Origin of the sequence: Lysobacter brunescens (assembly GCF_042677005.1) — a bacterium.
Classification (GTDB): Bacteria; Pseudomonadota; Gammaproteobacteria; order Xanthomonadales; family Xanthomonadaceae; genus Lysobacter_I; species Lysobacter_I brunescens.
The window spans coordinates 1-17,980 of record NZ_JBHTIF010000003.1; the positions used below are offsets into that span (position 1 = coordinate 1).

Here is a 17,980-nt window from a genome sequence, read left to right on the forward strand (position 1 = left end):
ATGCTGGATCTGACCACGGCGGGCAAGATCGCCGGCGGCAACGGCGTGGAGTCCGACCTCGCCGCGTTCGTCGCCGCGAATCCGGCGACGGCGCAGGCGACGCGTACGGTGTACGACATGGCGGGGCGTGCGACCTACACCGTCGATGGTGTAGGCGGATACATCCAGTATCGCCATGACGATGCAGATCGGGTCGTGGCGGTGCGCAAGGCGGCAACAGCACTGAATCTGTCGGCGATCACCGATGCAACGACAGTGGAACAGCTGTCGTCGATGGTGGTGGCCTCTGCCAGCGACGAGCATGTGCGCTACCTGCATGATCGTGCTGGCCGGGTAGCCTATACGATCGACGCTACGGGGGCATCCACTCGCGTCTGGCACGATGGTGCGGGTCGCATTCTGGGCACCCGTACGTTTGCGACCCGTCTTTCGACGGCCAACCTGGAGGGATTGACGGATGCGACGACGGTCCAAGAACTGGATGCGTTGCAGGTACAGAACGCCTCGGATGCATTGAGTTACCAAGTACATGACGCAGTCGGTCAGGTGCGCTATACGGTGCAGATGACCTCCGCCTCGACGGCATCGGTTCGACATGTCCGCTATGACGGCGTCGGTCGTGCATTCCGTCAGGATGCCTACACCACGACGATGACGATCGATCCCGTGCTGGCTTCGCGCCTGATGGATGGGACGGCCGTCGATGCCGATTTCGCATCGTTCGTGAGCGCCAACGCATCCACGGCGCATTCCATGAGAACGGTGTATGACGCGGCTGGGAACGCGGTTTTCAGCGTTGATGCCACCGGCGCGGTCGCGCGGAGCTGGTACGACGGTGCGGGCCGCATGGTTGCCAGTCGCCGGTTTGCTACACGTCTGGATACGGCAGGATTGGGCGACGAGAGTACGGCCGCCCAGCTGGACACCATGTTGGTGTTCAGCGACCAGGATCAGGGAACGTTCTATCGCGTCTACAACGCAGCCGGACAGTTGCGTTACACCGTCGATATGACATCTGCGAGCACAGCAGTACTGGCCGAGATGCTGTACGACGGTGTAGGACGCCAAGTCCTGTCGCGTGCGTACGGCGATGCGATGGCCTTCGACAGCGCGCTTGCGGCTAAGCTGGTCAATGGCCTGACGATAGATTCGGATTTCGCAAGCTTTGTCACGGCCAACGAATCGAGCGCGCGTACCGAAGCGCAGGTCTACGATGCTTCCGGTCGGGTTCGCTTTGCCTTGCAAAGGAATTTCAGCGATTGGTCGGTGTCCGAGCGCAATTATGATGGCGCAGGGCGGACGACGAGTGAAACGCGCTACGGCGCCCCGATCGCGTATACGCCCGGACAGGAAATTTCGCAGTTGTCGTCCGTGCTGGCTGGACAGGCTGACAGTCGCACCACGCGCTATGTCTACGACGCAGCCGGTCAGCTGCGATTCGTGCTTGACCCGACGGGCGCGCTCAGCGAGCGCCGCTACGATGCGATTGGTCAGGTCGTCGAGACGCGGAGTTACGGTCTGCGCCCGGGGGCGGGTGTCAACGTCGATCTCAACGCAATTGCTGAATGGGCGAACACGCAGGTCAGCAGCAACGTGCGCAAGGTGACGACTGCCTACGATGTCGCGGGTCGTCTGGTTACGCGTACCGACGCGCTCAATAACAGCGAGATCTTTACCTACGACGGTACGGGCCGGATGCTGAGCCGCACCGATCGCGCCGGCGCGATCTGGACGTACCAGTACGATGCCGCCGGCCGCAAGACTGCCGAGATCAGCCCCGAGGTCATGGTCTACGGCATCACCACGCAGGGCGCTCTCTCGGCAGCATCTCGACCGGTGGTGACCCGCTATGTCTACGATGCGCTGGGTCAGGTCGCGAGCAAGACCGAAGACGCGGACAATGCTTCCAGCGCTCGTACGACCAGTTACGCCTATGACCGGGTCGGTCGCCTGGTGAAGACCACGCTGCCGCATCCGGGCAGCATCGATCCGGGCACTGGCAACCTGGTCTTCAATGGTCCGGCACCGACGGTGGAGATCACCTACGACGCGCTGGGCAACGCCGTCGTGCAGAAGGATGCCAACAACCACTACAGCTACAAGGTCTACGATGGCTTCGGTCGCGTCCAGGCCGAGGTCGACGCGGAACGCAACGTCACCACTTATCAATACAACGCCTACGGCGAACAGATCATGCTGCAGCGCTACGCTGCGAGGCTCGACACAGGCGTTGTCGCGTTCTCCGGCGCAAACTGGCAGGCAGGGCAGGCGATCAGCTCGTCGCAGATTTCTGCGGGCGTCAATGCTGTCGATCCATTGAATCGCCAGATCCACACCGTCTACAACCGTCTGGGCCAGAAGGCCGAAGTCACGCTTTCTGCCGTTGATTACCGCAATCTCGACAACAGCAGCATCATCAGCAGCGGTACACCAACGACACGTTACGAGTACAACGCCTACGGCGAAGTCGTGCATGAGAAGGTGTTGGTGTCCGGCTCCACGGACCCGAACTCCGGCGGTGGATTCTGGGCCGAGACCTATCGCTATTACGACCAGGCCGGCCGCATGACCCATGTGGTTGATGCCGAAGGCTACATGACCGCGATGCAGTACAACGCCACCGGCGAAGTGCTGAAGACGATCGAATACGCCCGCGCGGTTGCCGTGCGCAACGCGCCGTCGCATGTTCCCGGCGCCCCCGTGTTGAGCCACTACTCCGGTACCTTGGGCCTGTCCACGAGCACGCCGCCCACCGCGCCTGCGGCAGGCGATGCTGCCAGTGGTTACGATCGCGAGACTCAGTGGACTTATGACGTGCTGGGACGCAAGGCGTCCGAGACCATGGTGCGTCATGTGCGCGCTGTCGACGGCAACGTCCAGCGGCAGTTGCTGAGCAGCCAATATGGCTACGATGCCGAAGACCGCGTCACGGTGCTGACCAATGCCGCCGGCACCACGACGACCACCTACAACGCACTCGGGCAGGTGACTTCGGTGCGCGAGCCCGCGCGCCAGGTGCTGACCAATACGGCGGATGCTGCCCTGCAGGCCAACAGCACGAACAATCTGGCGTCGTCCAGCCTGTACGAGCTGCGTTCCCCATACACCACGATGGCTTACGACGGCCTTGGCCGCGTGATCGCCACGCGCCGCCATGCCAATGGTCACGATGGGCTCAATCCACCTGCCATCGACGACGCGCGCGATCAGGTGATGCTCAGCGTCTACGATGCGCTGGATCGCGTGGTGATGACGCAGAGTGCATCGGGATGGAATTCCACCACGCCGGAGTTGCATCGGACCTACTCGGCCTATGATGCCAACGGCAATCTGCTGCACAGCTGGTCGCGCCTGGAAGGCTCTACAGATAGCCGCGACACGATGATTCACCGCTGGTATACCTACGACGCGGCCGGTCGCCAGCTCAGCACCCGCGTGGAGCGTACGGCGATCGGTTCCGAGGTGACGGTCGGCACCGACCAGCACGAGATCGTGGCCTACAATGCCTTCGGCGAGATCCTCAGCAAGTCCTATGCCGGTGTCGTCGGCGCGCTGACCTATGCCTACGATAACGCCGGCCGCATGGTCAGCGACAACAGTACCGGCGCGATCCGCAAGTACGCCTACAACCTGGCCGGCCAACAGACCCGCGAATCCCACTGGATCAGGCTCGACACCGCGAGTGCTGCGGTGGAAGCGTCGACGACGATGATCGTCGATGGCCTGGGGCGCACGACCAAGGTGGTGTTGCCCACGCATACGACCGATCTGGCCGCCGCTTCCACGGTCCTGCAGACACATGATCGCTGGGGCAATGTCGTCCGCATCATCGATGCGCGCGGTTACCAGACAGACTACGAGTACAACGATCAGAACCAGCTGGTGAAGGAGACCCGCCCGCTTGTCTGGGTGGTGGCCGAGAACGGTGCGGGCAGCTGGCAGCGCCCGGTCCATTACCGCTATCACGACGCACAGGGCCGTCTGGTCGGCATGCGCGATGCCAATGGCAACCTGCGGCAGTACACCTACGATGTCGTGGGCCAGCAGGTTTCGATGACCGATGGCACTGGCAATATCACGCGCCAGGCCTATGACATCTTTGGCCAGCAGCGGATGGTCGAAGATGCGCTGGGCCACATCACATGGCAGGCCTTTGATCGTGCTGGCCGCGTGACCTCGATCGGCGACTTCATGGCCAATGGCGCCGTGCGATCGCAGCATGTGCTGCAGAGTTACAGCCTGAACCAGAACGGCGATCGCCTTGCGACGACCAATGCGTTGAACGCCACTGCGAAATACGACTACGACAGTCAGGGGCGGATGATCCGCAGCCAGACGGCGATGAACGTGGTCCAAGGCTACGCCTACGATGTCCAGGGGCGGAAGGTCCTCGAAACCAATCATTTCAGCGAGGTGAATCCGTCCCACACGGATCGCGACAACAAGCTGGTTCGCCTGAACGCGCTGAGCTGGGAGTACGACGCTTTCGGTCGCGTCATCGATCACAACAACCTCAGCGCACGCGACAGCAACTACGAGTACGACCCGCTGTCGGGCATGCTCATGAGCGAGACCGTGGCCGGCGGTTTCGGTCTGATGACCATCGACCCTGTCCTGAACCAGTATGTACAGGCAGCAGCCAACGGCCAGAAGACATACACCTATTACGCCAATGGCCGCATCCGCACGATCACCGAAAGCGGTGGTTCGACCAGTCGCTACGAGTACGACGCGGCCGGCAACCGTACCGTGGAAGAGGTCGATGCCACCGACCGTCAGGGCACGCGCCACTGGACGGTGACGCGGACGACCTACGACAGCAACAATCGTGTCCTGCGCGTCGTCCAGGACGACATGGCGGTGACGCCGAGCAAGCGCATCTTCGACCTGCGCTACGACTACGACGCCAACGGCAACCGTCGTCGCGTGCAGTCGACATCCGGTTACGGCAACAGCGTCACCCCGGTCGGAGTGTCGAACGCTGGCCCCGTGCTGATCAATCCGCCACGCGACAGCGGCGTGCGTCCCGGTGAAATTTCGCAGATCCGCCTGCTGTTCAGCGATATCTTCCGCGATCCCGAGAACGACGCACTGTCACTGACCATCACGTTGGCAGATGGCTCGCCCCTGCCTTCGTGGCTGCGAGCCAGTCGCGATGCGCAGACCGGCGAGATCGTCCTCGTGGCCTCGCCGCCAGCAGGAGCCCAGGATTCCGAAGTCGTCGTCAAGCTCACGGCGTTCGAGACCGCCAACAGCACGAACACCATCAGCACCACATTCACGGTCAAGGTGCGCCAGAACATGGCGCCCGAGGCCCGTGCCGATGCGCCGGCGATTCCCGCCGCCATCGTCGGGCAGGCTTTCCTGCACGAGATCAGTCCGTACGCGCATTTCATCGACCTCGATGTCAACGAATCGCTGACCCTCAGCGCGCATGGCGTCGGCTGGCCGGCATGGCTGCAGGTCGAGACGGTCGGCGGACGCCTCCGCCTGCAGGGCACGCCGCCCTCCGAGCAAAGTTACACGTTCGTATTGCGCGCCACGGATTCGCGCGGCGCGCATGCCGAACGTTCCGTCACCATCAATGCCGCTGCGTATGCCGGCCCTGCGGTGGTCGCGCCGCCTGCGCCGATCCAGGCCACCGTCGGCCATGGCATGCAGTGGTCCAAGCCGCTGGGCGAATTGTTCAGCGGCGGATTGCCGCTGCAGATCACGGCGACCGGCCTGCCCAGCTGGATGGCATTCGATCGCATCGACCTGCCGGTGCCGACCCTGCGCCTGCAAGGCACGGTGCCGCCGGCCGAGGCTGGTGGCAATGTCTACAACATCCAGTTGCATGCGCGCGATGCGAACGGCGGCAGCGTGTCCACCACGCTGGTATTCACCGTACGCGCCAATCCGGCGCCCGTCGCGCAGGTCTCGAGCCTGGCGCTCCCGGAAGCCCGGTTGAACATCGCCTATGACTACACGGTCCCCTTGTCGAGCCTGTTCATCGACCCCGAAGGCGAGGCATTCGCGCTGCGCTACCTGCCGGACAACATTGCCCTGTCGACCTGGCTGATGGTGAGCGTGAACCACACGGCAGGCACCGTGCGTTTCCATGGAACGCCGACTGGCCCGTCGCAACTGGGCAGCCAGCCGTTCACGCTGAAGGCCATCGACGCGGCGCTCAGCAATTCGACCATCGCCGGCAGCATCCTGGTGCGCGACAACAATGCGCCCATGCGCAGCACGACCGCCTTGCCGGACCAAGCGCTCAGCATCGGACGCAGCTTCAGCTTCACGTTGCCATCGGATGTCTTCGTCGATGCGGATGGCGATGCCATCACCATCCTGCCGCAGCTGGCGATCCAGGAGTCCGAACCCGATCTTGAAAACGGGCCGAACGCGCGGATCCATCATGTCGATCTGCAGGCATTGCCTGCATGGATCAGCTACGACGCCAGCACCCGCACGTTCACTGGCACGGTCCCCTCGAACCAGGCCGCCGGCTCGTCGATCACCATCCGACTCGCCGCTTGGGACAACACCGGCCGCAACAATGCCATCAGCGAACAGGAACGCCAGTTCCTCGGTGCTGCAGGCCAGGTGAACGATCGCGATATCGTCCTGAATTTCCAGGCCTGGTCGAACACGGCACCTCAGTACGTCAACGGCAAGCTCACCAACCAGACGCTCGTCCACGGCGGCGCTGTGGATCTGCCCTTGCCCTCGGCCTCGTTCGTCGAGCCCGATGGCGACCCGCTGAGCTACAGCGCAGAAGTGCAGATCGGCGGCAACTGGATCGACATCAGCCAGATCGGCTTGAGCATCGATGCGGTCACGGGCCGCATCAGCGGCACGGCAACCAACCTCATCGGCAGCACGATCCAGGCCCGCATCCTGGCGCGTGATCCGCAGGGTGGGACCGGTGTTGGGCAATTCGCCTTCGACGTCACCAACACCCCGCCGACGGTGCAGGCCATTCCGGCACAGTCGGTTGGTCGCAACGTCGACTGGAATTTCCCGCTGTCGTCGTTCTTCAGCGATGTGAACAGCGACGCGCTGACCTACAGCGTGAGCGGCCTGCCGCCGGCACTGTCGCTCAACAGCAGCACGGGCACGATCACCGGCATGCCGACCGTGGCGCTGGGCAGTTACAGCGTCACCGTCACCGCCAGCGATGGTCGTGGCGGCACTGCCAGCACCAGTTTCACGCTGCAGGTGGTGAACAGCTCGCCCGTACCCGCCAGCATCGGCGGCCAGACTGCGACCGCCGGCGGCACCTGGTCCTTCCAGGCGCCGGCCTTTACCGATCCCAACAACGACACCCTGACCTACACAGCCAGTGGCCTGCCGTCGTGGATGAACTTCACTGCCGGCAATCGCACCTTCAGCGGCACGCCTTCGGCCGTGGGCAGTTGGACCATTACGCTCACCGCGACCGACACTGCAGGCGTCAGTGCCAGCACCAGCTTCACGGTGAGCACGCCGAATACCGCGCCGCAGGCCACGACCATCGCGGCAAGGACCATCGGTCGCAATCAGGCCTGGTCGCTGGCGACCGCTGCGCATTTCAGCGATGCCAATGGCGATGCCTTGAGCTACACGGCGACCGGCCTGCCTTCGGGTTTGAGCATCGACGCCGCGACCGGCCTCATCAGCGGCACGCCGAGCGCGCTGGGCACCTTCAGCGTGACCGTCACCGCCAGCGATGGCCGGGGCGGCACGGCCAGCGCCACGTTCGCGATCACCGTCAGCAACACCGCGCCGCTGTACACCACCACGCTGCCCAATCGCAGTGCGCAGGCGGGCTCGGCGGTGTCGTGGGCGCTGCCGGCGAACACCTTCACCGATGCCAACGGCGATACTTTGACCTATGCGCTCTGGGTGCAGATCCCGGCGCACGAGGAAACCTACTGGAACGCGCAGGACCAGGCCTGGGATGTGCGCAATGTGGCCGCACAGTGGGTGCAGCCGTCGAACGCAGGCTTGTCGATCGCGGCCAACGGCACGATCAGCGGCACGCTCGGTGCGTTGAGCGCCAGCGGCAAGACGTTCTACAACTACCAGGCGAAGATCGTCGCCAGCGACCCGACGGGCGCCACGGCGGAGGGCACGTTCGCGGTGCACGCCAACGCAGCGCCGACCGCGCCGTCGGTGACCACGCCGGTGGCGAAGCAGAACCTCGGCTACAGCTTCGCGCTGCCGGCCTTCACCGACGCCAATGACGACACGTTGACCTACAGCGTGTCGAACCTGCCGCCGGGCCTGAGCTTCACCGCCGCCACGCGCACGATCAGCGGCACGCCGACGACGGCCGGCAACTGGGCGGTGAGCTACAGCGCCCACGATGGCCTGTCGACCAGCTCGGTGACCTTCACCCTGGGCGTGGAAGCCAACACGCCGCCGTCTGCGCCGACGGTGCTGACCCAGACCGCGACGCAGAACGGCTCGGTGTGGCTGGTGCTGCCGGCCTTCACCGATCCCAACGGTGATGGGCTGATCCACAGCGTGTCGAACCTGCCGCCGGGTTTGAGCTTCAGGGCGCAGGACCGCACGATCAGCGGCACGGCGACGACGCAGGGCAGCTGGACGGTGACCTACAGCGCCACCGATGGCCGTGGCGGTACGGCCAGCACCACCTTCGTGTTCTCGGTCGCCGCGCCCGTGGCGAACCGCGCGCCGGTGTACAACAACACGCTGCAGGACCATGACGCGACCTACGGCCTGAACTACCAGTTCCCGGCGAACGCGTTCACCGATCCTGACGGCAACACGCTGAGCTACACCGCCAGCGGCCTGCCGGCGTGGATGAGCTTCAACGCAGGCGATCGTCGCTTCACCGGCACGCCGCCGACGGGCGCGGCGTTCCTGAGCTGGACGATCACGGTGACTGCGCACGATACGGCGGGCCTGACCGCCAGCGGCAGCTTCACGGTCTGGCGCGAGGGTGCGAGCAACAACGGCTGGGGCGGTGGCGAGACCGAGGGTGCGCTGTACACGTCGCAGAGCTACAGCTTCGACATGGGCATGGAAGAGTACGATGCCGGCGACTACGAAACCGGTCCTGTCTACGGCACGCCCGAGTCCACGACCGAGTCCGGTGGCGGGGAGGGCGGTGCCGCACCGCCGCCGAGCACGCCGATCTACACGCTGCCGACGAAGACCAAGGACCAGTGGTTCACCTACGACGCCGAGAACCGGATGACGATCGTGGCCGGTCGCCTGGTCGGCACGGCCGGCGCGGCGGACGCGTACATCGAAGTGGTGCCGGAACTCGACGAGGCGACCGCGACGCAGGAGCAGAAGGACGACCGCACCGACTCGTACATGCTGACCTACAACGCGATCGGTCAGGTGTCCGTGCGCTACCACCGCGACAAGGACGGCCACCTGATGCAGACGGTGACCGCGTACGACCAGCGCGGCCAGCGCACGTACGAGTTCCACGAGCAGCGCGTGGGCGGCGACTACAAGGGCATCGCCAAGGAGTTCCGCTACGACGAAGCGGGCCAGATCATCGCCACGCGCAGCCGGTTCGCCCTGGGCGAGAAGCGCTGGACGATCGTGCCGCCGGAGAGTTCTGGCGACGGTCTGGTGTCGGAGGAGGTGAATGTCGGCGGCTGGCTCGATGGCGCCGAGAACATGCAGTACGACGCCGACGGCCGTGCGCTGCTGCAGGCCACGTACCAGCGCGGCATGAACGGCCGGCAGAACGTCCACCCGGACGACGGCGACCAGTACAACGACGTGCAGCTGCTGCGCCTGATCAGCCGCGTGGACTACACCGAAGCCGACGGCACCAACCCGGCGTGGAACGACTTCGACCTGAGCGACAACGCCTCGGCCTACGACGAGGCGGGGCGGTTGAAGAGCTATCGCTACAGTTCGACGCAGGCGATCAACGGTGACCTGCCGTACACGCACACCTTCACGATGACCTACGAAGGCTGGGGCAGCTGGCAGGAGCGTGAGGTGTACGGCACCTCGACCAACGAAGCGTATCGCAACACCGTCAACCGGATCAGCTTCGACGCCTGGGGCCGGATCGTTCATCAGGGCCAGCACACCTACAAGGACGGCGTGCATGACCAGATCCGCGTGTACACCTACACCGGCGACGGCATGGTGCACAGCCGCCGCGACGGCTGGTGGGATGGTCGCTTCAAGCAGTTGGCGGACAAGCCGCAGAACTTCCAGTTCGTGCACAGCGGCGGCAAGCAGGTGGCGCAGCTGCAGGCGGGTGGCGGGATGCAGGTCAGTCTGCTTCTGGAGCGCCCGACCTCAGGAGAATGGTGGGTGCAACGTGCCCAACTGGCCAACGGCAAGGTCAACGCCTTCACCAAGGTCAACGGCACAGCCGGCCAGGGCGGCACCTACAGTGCCGGTGGCGGCATGGTCGCGGTGCTGGAAGGCGAAGACCTGCAGGCGGTGTCGCAACGCGTGTACGGCAGCAGCCGCTACTGGTACGTGCTCGCCGAAGCCAACGGCCTGACCGCCAGCGCCGCCCTGACCCCGGGCCTGCAGCTGCGCGCCCCGGAAGTGAGCGTCACCGCGAACGACGCGAACACGTTCAAGCCGTACAACCCCAACGAAGCCATCGGCCCGACGAGCCCGAGCCTGCCTTACATCCCGGATGCTAACGCTGGTGGATGCAGCACGGCGGCGATGATCGTCATGCTTGTGATCGCTATCGTCGTTTGTGTCTTCGTTCCTGTTCTTGCACCTATCTTGGGTCCATATTTTGGCGGAGCAGCCATCACTACAGGTGTTCTGGCATATTCAGGGGCCACAATCGGCAGTGTGATGGCGGCAGGTTTCATCGCCGGTGCTGCAGGTAGTGCTATCGGTCAGGGCATCAATAGCGTAACGGGCAACGGCAGCTTCAGCTGGAGGCAGGTTGCAGTAGATGGTATTACGACCGCTCTTTCGATGGGTGTTGCGTATGGGCTTCCGAGTGTGCCTGGTCTCGGGAAAACCGTTGCGGACGCTGCAGGGGAAAGCACGCGGGTTCTCAATGGCTGGGGGCGGATGGCCGCGGCAGCGATCAACTATGCAGGAAAGACCGCTGCCAACAAGATTGCAGGAATGCCCACCAGCTTCAGTTGGAAGGCGATGGCAGCAAGTGTTGTCGGTAGTTCGATAAGCGGTGCTGTCGGCACTTTGCCCACACCGCTGCAGTCGGCAGGGTTCGGGTCCGACCTTGTTGGTGGATTCATTGACGGATCAATCAATCTGCATGTGCGCCGAGCCTTCGGCTTTGATGACAAGGTGGATTATGCCCAGATCTTTGGAAGCGCATTCGCGAACGCTGCTGGCAACGCTATTGGTCGCGCGATCAATGGCTGGCGTGCGAGACGTGCTGAGGATCGAATCGCTCTAATCCAAGAGCACTCTGCTGCGATCAGCAATGACATCAGTACAAAGCTGCAGAACCAGTTCAATGATGAGCATGGAACCGTTCTGTTGCAGGATGGAGAGCTGTCCGATCAGGCCATGGCTCGCATAGAGAATGGTCAGACTAGGTTGGAGGCTAGGTTTGCCAGAACGCAGGCGGAGTATATGGCTGCCAAAGCAAGGGCAGAGGCGGCGGCTAAGAGGAGGGTCGAGTTGCAGCGCGCTGCGGAATTGGAGCGGGCGAAGCGGTTGCAACAGACCAATGATCTAGCGCATCAACAATATGTTTTTGGCCTGTTAGGCGGCACGCCTCGCAATTACAAGGCAGAGGCAATGAGTCGGACGCTTGGTCAATTCGAGGAGCCGGCGCCATCAACGCTTTCTGATGTCATATCAAGACGGAATCTCGCATCAATATCTAGTCGCTCTGGCTCCGGTTTCAGTACGGTAGAGAGAAGTGCTCGTGAGAATGTTATTGATTGGCTGAGTGACAGCAAGCTTGGCGAATATCGTCTGGGTCAGGCGGCTATCGGTGTCGCTGATTGGGTGAGTGCCGTGCCTGGACAGCTGTGGGATTTGGGTTCTCAGACGACGGCGTGGGGCCAGTACTCACAATTGAGCGGCCTGTATACTGAGTTCGATCAGTATGGCTTTATGGGCACGTCCGCTCGACGTAGGGAGCAGGCCGGGCGTGCGGTTTCTGAATGGTGGTCGCAGAAAGATGGGTCCGTGCAGGACCGGGCAAAGATGTATCTTGATATTGTGACTGTTGTCGTTGCGCCCGAGAAAATTTTGGCGCGATATTCTGGCGTTGCAAAGTTGGGTAAGATCAATTATTTGGCAGGAGCGGAAAGAGCGGCGCGTGCTGAGGCAATGGATGACTTCGGTGGCGGAAGGTTGGTTGGCGGAACCGCATCATATGGGCGCAGAGAGAGTTACGGACAGATTTTTGAAAAAACTGAGTACTTCTCGCCGACTAGAGACCTGCCGGATGACATACCCGCAGCCATCGATCGTGCGATTGAGCTGTCGAATAAGTACGGTGCAGAAATTGATAGAGATCTTCTCAGGTTTGTTGCGGTCAGTCCTGAACACATGAAAAGAATTAGTGATGACGCGCAAGCATTTTATGGCCCGCAAACGTCACTATCAGAATCATGGCAACTTAATCAGCTCGTGGAATTTGATCTGTGGCCGGGAAGTCGAACTCTATCCGTTGCAGAAGAGAGTGGTATGGTCAATGTCTATTTTAGTCGTGATGTGTTGAGGAGTGATGCTCGAACTATCGCTGTATTCACGCATGAAGCGAAAGAGGTTAAGCTTGTTGCAGCCGAATTTGAGAGGGTTGGGCGCATGAGTTTAGCTGACTACGATGTGCTGACGACGCCAAAATCTAGTGCAAACGCTCACGGGGCCGCAGTCAAGGCTGGCGACTATGCTGTGGCAAAATACTTGCTGGAGAACAATCTTGTTACTAAGGAAAAGATTTTCGATTTGTTCAAAACAAGGTATTTTTAATCATGCATGATTCCATGAAAGAATTTTTGGCGTGGATAAACACCAATGAAATTCCCCCCAGGGTTTCGGCATTATTCATGATGAATTATTTAATTGACCATGGGAGCGCAGAAGAATATCCATTGGTTCCTGTTGAAATAAAGGACGAGATAAACAGAATTGTTGATATTTACTTGACGGGAGACCGTGTTGTCACGGCTGGAGGTGGGAATAGAACGGATATCACTGAGCTGGTGGGATCTGCCGCACGTATTTTGGGAAGGGCTTGAGAAAAAATGGGTGGGAAAATCCGGGACACCCACTTTCTTTCTTGCTACCGACCGCAGCGGACGAGGGTAATATCCAACGTCGCCTTCCCAGGCCGCGTGGGCAAGTAAACCGGGACATCCACTCTTCTTGGTATGTTTGTACAAGTTGGGTAATTACCCGACACTCGGGCCTCGGCAGTGGCGGTTACGCGGCGAGTGTGTCGGGTTCGTTCTCGGGAACGATGGATGGCAGGGCCTCGATCGCAAGCGTTTTGCGTAGCGCCTGGGCGGGCGTTCTGCCCCTCAGGCGATAGCCCTGGTGGCTGCGTTCGAGGTTGTAGTAGCGCAGGAAGGTGTCCAGGTCGCGCTGCATCTCGGCTGGCGTGATGTACCAGGTCTGGCGCCCTGCGACGCGGAAGCATTCGTCCAGCAGCGTGAGGTTCATGCGTTCGACGAAGCCGTTGGTGCGCGGCGTAACAATCTTCGTCCTGCGGTGTTCGATGCCTTCCATCGCCAGCAGCAGTTCGTATGGATGCTGCTCGGGCTTGCCGCAGTGGGGAAAATCGGGAAAATCCGGGACACCCACTTTCTTTCCTGCTACCGCAGCGGACGAGGGTAATATCCAACGTCCGCTGCCTTCCCAGGCCGCGTGGGCAGCGCATATGAACCATCACCCACGCGCCATCCCCCCAGCCGGGCGTCCAGTCCGCTCGCGATGTTTCACCCCCAGTTTCAAGGCCAGCCGGATACCCGCCAACCACTGCTGCCCCATCCGTTCGGCGAGAGCGATCAGGTCCTGCGCCGAGCCTGCGGCGCGATGCCAGCCGCTGTTGAAGGCGGCGACGCGGGTGGTCCAGCGCGTCCCGTCGCGATCGATGTTCGCGAGGACGGCGGGTGCATCCGGTGAAATTCGCCCACGCTTGCCCGGCGCGAGTTGGCGACCGGTCCAGTCGAGGATGTGCAGATAATCGGCGGTGGTGATGTCGACGGTAGGACGCAGCCTGCCCGCGATCGGCTTCAGTGGTGAAGTCGCTGATGCCGGATCTTCGCGCACCTGCGTGACACGTTCCGCTGCGCTGGTGTAGGTCGAAGTTTCAAGCCGATCGGCCATGCCGGCGCGGATCGGGTTCAGGTCGACATACGTCATGGCGGCGAGGATCGCGCGCTCGTCGCACAGCGCCTGGCATTTGTAGCGGCCCTCCCAGAACCGCCCCTTGCAGCCGTCCTCGCGATTCGCGCGACGAGCGATGGGTTCGACTAGGCAGCGCATGAGCCAGGACAGACTGCCGAGGCGCTCGCGGAGCGTCTCGATCCGCTCGGGATTCGCCTGCAAACGCAGGCATTTGGCCTCGATCGCGGCGTCGCTGTCCTCGCGCGGCGGAAACAGGCGGACCCAGCGCGCGGCGACTTCGTCCTCGGACCAGCGCAGCGTCTCGCCTGGGTCGATGCGCAACACAAGATGCAGATGATTGCTCATCACCGCATAGGCGTCGATCGCGACGGCGAAGCATTCGGCGACGAGTCGGATGCGGTCTTCGATCCAGCCCCGGCGATGTTCGAAGGACTGCCCGCTGACGCCGCAGAGGAAGGCACGGCGCACGCAGCGTTGGACACAGTGGAAGGCGCCAGGGCTGTGATGCGGGGCGATGCGCGAACGAGGCCGGGTCATGCCTCAGTGTCGCGGAGGGCGGGCGGGTGGGATGTCGGGGAAGTGCTGATGCGGGTGTCGGGGAAGTCTGAGTTGTGGGTGTCCCCGTTTCACCTTGACACCTTGACACCTTGAGGCGGGGCAGGTGGGATGTCGGGGAACTGCTGATCCGGGTGTCGGGGAAATCTGAGTTGTGGGTGTCCCCGTTTTGTAAAGTCTGAGCTGTGGGTGTCCCAGTTCAGTTTCAGTTTTTTTTTTGGGGGGGGGATTGTTTCATTTGTGGATCCAATAGCTCATCCAGAAGTAGAATTCATCAGAAATTAACCCTAAACAATCCCCTCCATGCCGGGATGAGAAGGGTAGGTGACTCGGGGCACGCCGTATCCCCTGTCACACCACGGCGACTCTCGTCTCCGGGAGTGCCCCGAGTCACCTGCTTCGCAGGGCTCGACTGGTGGCGCCGTCCCGGTCGGATGTGCGACCGGTCGATCTCCTTGCAATGAATCCCATACTTTCTCTTCGTGCCCTGTCCACGCGATCGTGGACGGGGCATGCCACCATGAACGACGCGCCGCCCGGCGCATCAGGACCCTCGATGAACCTCGACAATCTCGACAATGAAGAGCTGCTGCGCCTCTCGCTGGAAGCCATCAACGGCAATCGCGATGCAGAAGCGATCTCGATGCTGAAACACATTCTTTCTCGCGAGCCAGACCACATGTATGCGACGTTCCTGCTCGCGGCGCAGCATGCGCAGCTCGGCATGTTCGATCGCGCGGAAGCGGGTTTCCGTGCTGCGGTGGCCTTGGCGCCGGACTTCCCGGTCGCGCGTTTCCAGCTGGGTCAGCTGCTCACGATGAAGGGCGCTGCGGACGAGGTTCGCGAGGTGATGTCGCCGCTGTTCGACGGCACGGATGCGTTGGCTGCCTATGCGCGCGGGATGGCCGCGATCGCTGCTGAAAACGCGGAAGAAGGCATTCGCGAACTCGAAGCCGGACTCGCGTTGCCGCAGGAAATTCCCGCACTGGCCGTGGACATGCGTCGACTGAGCGACAACCTGCGCCAGAACCTGCCTGGCACGATCGAAGCGCCGGCCGTGGCTTCGGACATCGCGCCGGCGCCTGCCTATCTCGCAGGCTACGGGTACGGCCGTAGCGGCAACGACGAGTGACCATCGATCGGCTCTCGTCGCTGTCCGCGCAGTTCGCTGCGTTGCGCGCGGAGCTGGCGAAGAAGTCGGGCGAGGCGCGACGCAGACCGCGGATGGAGGATGCGGAAGAGGCATCCTCCACGACGGGAACTTCACGCCCGGATTCGCAATCTCTGAGACGGCAGCTGGCGACACTGGTGCAGGGCGTGGATGTCGGCGATGCCGTCGCCGTGAACCATGTCCGCCCGAAGGTTGTCAAGGCGATATTGTTGTGGGAGTTCGGCGCGTCGCTTCGTGAACACGCGGAGTGGCAGCCGATGATCGATGCGATCGCGCATGCGCTGGAGCGCGACGAGCGATTCATTCATGTTTTCAATCAGTTGATCGAGGAACTGCAGTCATGATCAGAAATCATTGCAGGGTTTGTTGACAACCGTCTTTTCGGTCGGTTAGCGTAAAAAAGAGAGACGCGAATCACACGGCTTCACTACAGGAAGCAAGGCACATGGATCGGTAACTTCGCGTAGTTCATGTTGCTGCAAGGACTCGACGTGCCTTCATGGGGATGAGGGGTGTTGGGTATACAAACCCACGGAGACACACGCCTGATGAGTACCCATCAAGTGCGCGCTGCGCGCCTGCGCGATTTTTTGGCGCAAGATCCCCACAATCCCGACCTCGCCTGCGATCTTGCCGATGCCCTGTTCGCATTCGGTGAGGTGATCGCAGCGCGCGATGTGCTCGATTCCCTTCCGCAGGATGTCGCGCTCGCTCCGGGTGTACGCTTTCGCCTGGCGCGCTGCGCATTGGCCACGGGTGAGTACGCGGATGCTGCTTCGATCCACGCAGCCATGCTGCAGGAAGGGCTCGACGGCGTCGCCTTGCGACACGACCTCGCCTTCGCCCAACTGTGCATGCAGCATGCGGACGAAGCGATGCGCACGCTGTCGGCCGCATTCGACGCCTTCGGCGCGACGCCCGAACTCCTGATACTGAAATCCAGGATTGCCTTGATGCAGGCCGACTTCGCGCTTGCGGTCTCCAGCGCGGATGAAGCGCTTGCGATGCGTCCAGGCGACCCGGTCGCGCTCGGCGTCAAGGCGCTGGCCCAGTTCGATGGCAGCGAGCAGGACGCTTCCGCCTACACCGCGCGCACTGCGCTCGAGATCGATCCCTACCAGCATGAGGCGCTGCTGGTCGCTGCGACACTCTGCCTCTGGCAGCAGGATGTCGACACCGCGCAACCGCTGTTCGAGCGTGCGCTCGAACGTCATCCGAACTCCGGTCGTGCGCTCTCCGGTTACGGCCAACTGCTGATGCTCCGCAATGAGCTGCCGCGCGCCGGTGAGGTGCTTGCGCATGCCTCGCGGACCATGTCGAACCACATCGGCACATGGCACGCATTGGCGTGGTGCCAGTTGCTCATGGGGCGCATCGACGATGCGGAGGCGAGCTATCGCAGCGCCCACGAAGTCGATCGCAACTTCGGCGACACGCATGGCGGCCTCGCATTGATCGCCGCATTGCGCGGCCAGTACGACGAGGCTGACCTGTCGATCCGGCGCGCGCTGCGTCTGGACCCCAACGCTGCGACCGCACGCTACGCACAGGCATTGCTCATGGAAGCGCGCGGCGATGCCGCAGGTTCCGAAGCGCAGATCGCGAAGCTGCTGCCGCAGACCGGACTGTTCGCAAGCATGCCCGTGAGCGAATTCGCGCACCGGCTCAAGAGCACGTTGACCAGCGGAAATCGCTGACGGTTCCAGACCCCCATGGATTCAGATCTCGCTCTCCGTCTGCTGACGGACATGCTGCTGTCGGCTGCAAAAGTGTCAGCGCCCATTCTCCTGACGACGTTGGTCATCGGCCTGCTGATTTCGATCGTGCAGGTCGTGACGCAGGTCCAGGAAATGACCTTGACATTCGTGCCGAAGCTCATCGTCGTCATTATCGTCTGCCTCGCACTGGGCGGCTGGATGCTGTCCGTTGCGATGGAGATGTCCAGGCGCATGTTCGAAATCGCGGGGAGCCTCTGAG

8 protein-coding genes and 1 pseudogene are annotated in these 17,980 nt (G+C 62.4%); 7 read left to right on the forward strand and 2 right to left on the reverse strand.

Features of this window, described 5'->3' with window-relative positions; all coding sequences use genetic code 11:
- Positions 1-45 precede the first annotated feature (45 nt).
- Positions 46-12,897 (forward strand): putative Ig domain-containing protein, encoded by a 12,852-nt coding sequence (locus ACFQ0E_RS13870; protein ID WP_386824784.1) that lies wholly within the window; start codon positions 46-48, stop codon positions 12,895-12,897.
- Between the two features lie 2 nt (positions 12,898-12,899).
- Positions 12,900-13,166, forward strand: a complete 267-nt coding sequence (locus ACFQ0E_RS13875) for a hypothetical protein (RefSeq protein ID WP_386824786.1) — start codon at positions 12,900-12,902, stop codon at positions 13,164-13,166.
- 184 nt (positions 13,167-13,350) lie between these two features.
- Here the strand turns inward: ACFQ0E_RS13875 and ACFQ0E_RS13880 are convergent, their stop codons facing one another.
- A complete protein-coding gene (locus ACFQ0E_RS13880; RefSeq protein ID WP_386824788.1) occupies positions 13,351-13,731 on the reverse strand; it encodes an integrase core domain-containing protein in 381 nt (126 codons plus the stop codon).
- A gap of 84 nt (positions 13,732-13,815) precedes the next feature.
- The gene (locus ACFQ0E_RS13885) at positions 13,816-14,622 is read right to left on the reverse strand and encodes a hypothetical protein (RefSeq protein WP_386824790.1); all 807 of its coding nucleotides are present in this window, start codon (positions 14,620-14,622) and stop codon (positions 13,816-13,818) included.
- A 625-nt stretch (positions 14,623-15,247) separates the two neighbouring features.
- Here ACFQ0E_RS13885 and ACFQ0E_RS13890 point away from each other — a divergent pair.
- The 5 genes and pseudogenes from ACFQ0E_RS13890 to ACFQ0E_RS13910 all read left to right on the forward strand — a co-directional run bounded on the left by ACFQ0E_RS13890 (position 15,248) and on the right by ACFQ0E_RS13910 (position 17,979).
- Positions 15,248-15,964, forward strand: a complete 717-nt coding sequence (locus ACFQ0E_RS13890) for a hypothetical protein (RefSeq protein ID WP_386824792.1) — start codon at positions 15,248-15,250, stop codon at positions 15,962-15,964.
- Positions 15,961-16,347 (forward strand): hypothetical protein, encoded by a 387-nt coding sequence (locus ACFQ0E_RS13895; protein ID WP_386824794.1) that lies wholly within the window; start codon positions 15,961-15,963, stop codon positions 16,345-16,347. The genes ACFQ0E_RS13890 and ACFQ0E_RS13895 overlap by 4 nt, the downstream gene beginning before the upstream one ends.
- A gap of 204 nt (positions 16,348-16,551) precedes the next feature.
- A pseudogene (locus ACFQ0E_RS13900) lies at positions 16,552-16,644 on the forward strand (hypothetical protein); the annotation flags it as partial.
- A gap of 234 nt (positions 16,645-16,878) precedes the next feature.
- Entirely contained in the window at positions 16,879-17,700 is an 822-nt protein-coding gene (locus ACFQ0E_RS13905) for a tetratricopeptide repeat protein (RefSeq protein WP_386825392.1), read from the forward strand.
- A 15-nt stretch (positions 17,701-17,715) separates the two neighbouring features.
- Complete coding sequence (locus ACFQ0E_RS13910; RefSeq protein ID WP_386824795.1) at positions 17,716-17,979, forward strand: flagellar biosynthetic protein FliQ; 264 nt, start codon at positions 17,716-17,718, stop codon at positions 17,977-17,979.
- Position 17,980 lies beyond the last annotated feature (1 nt).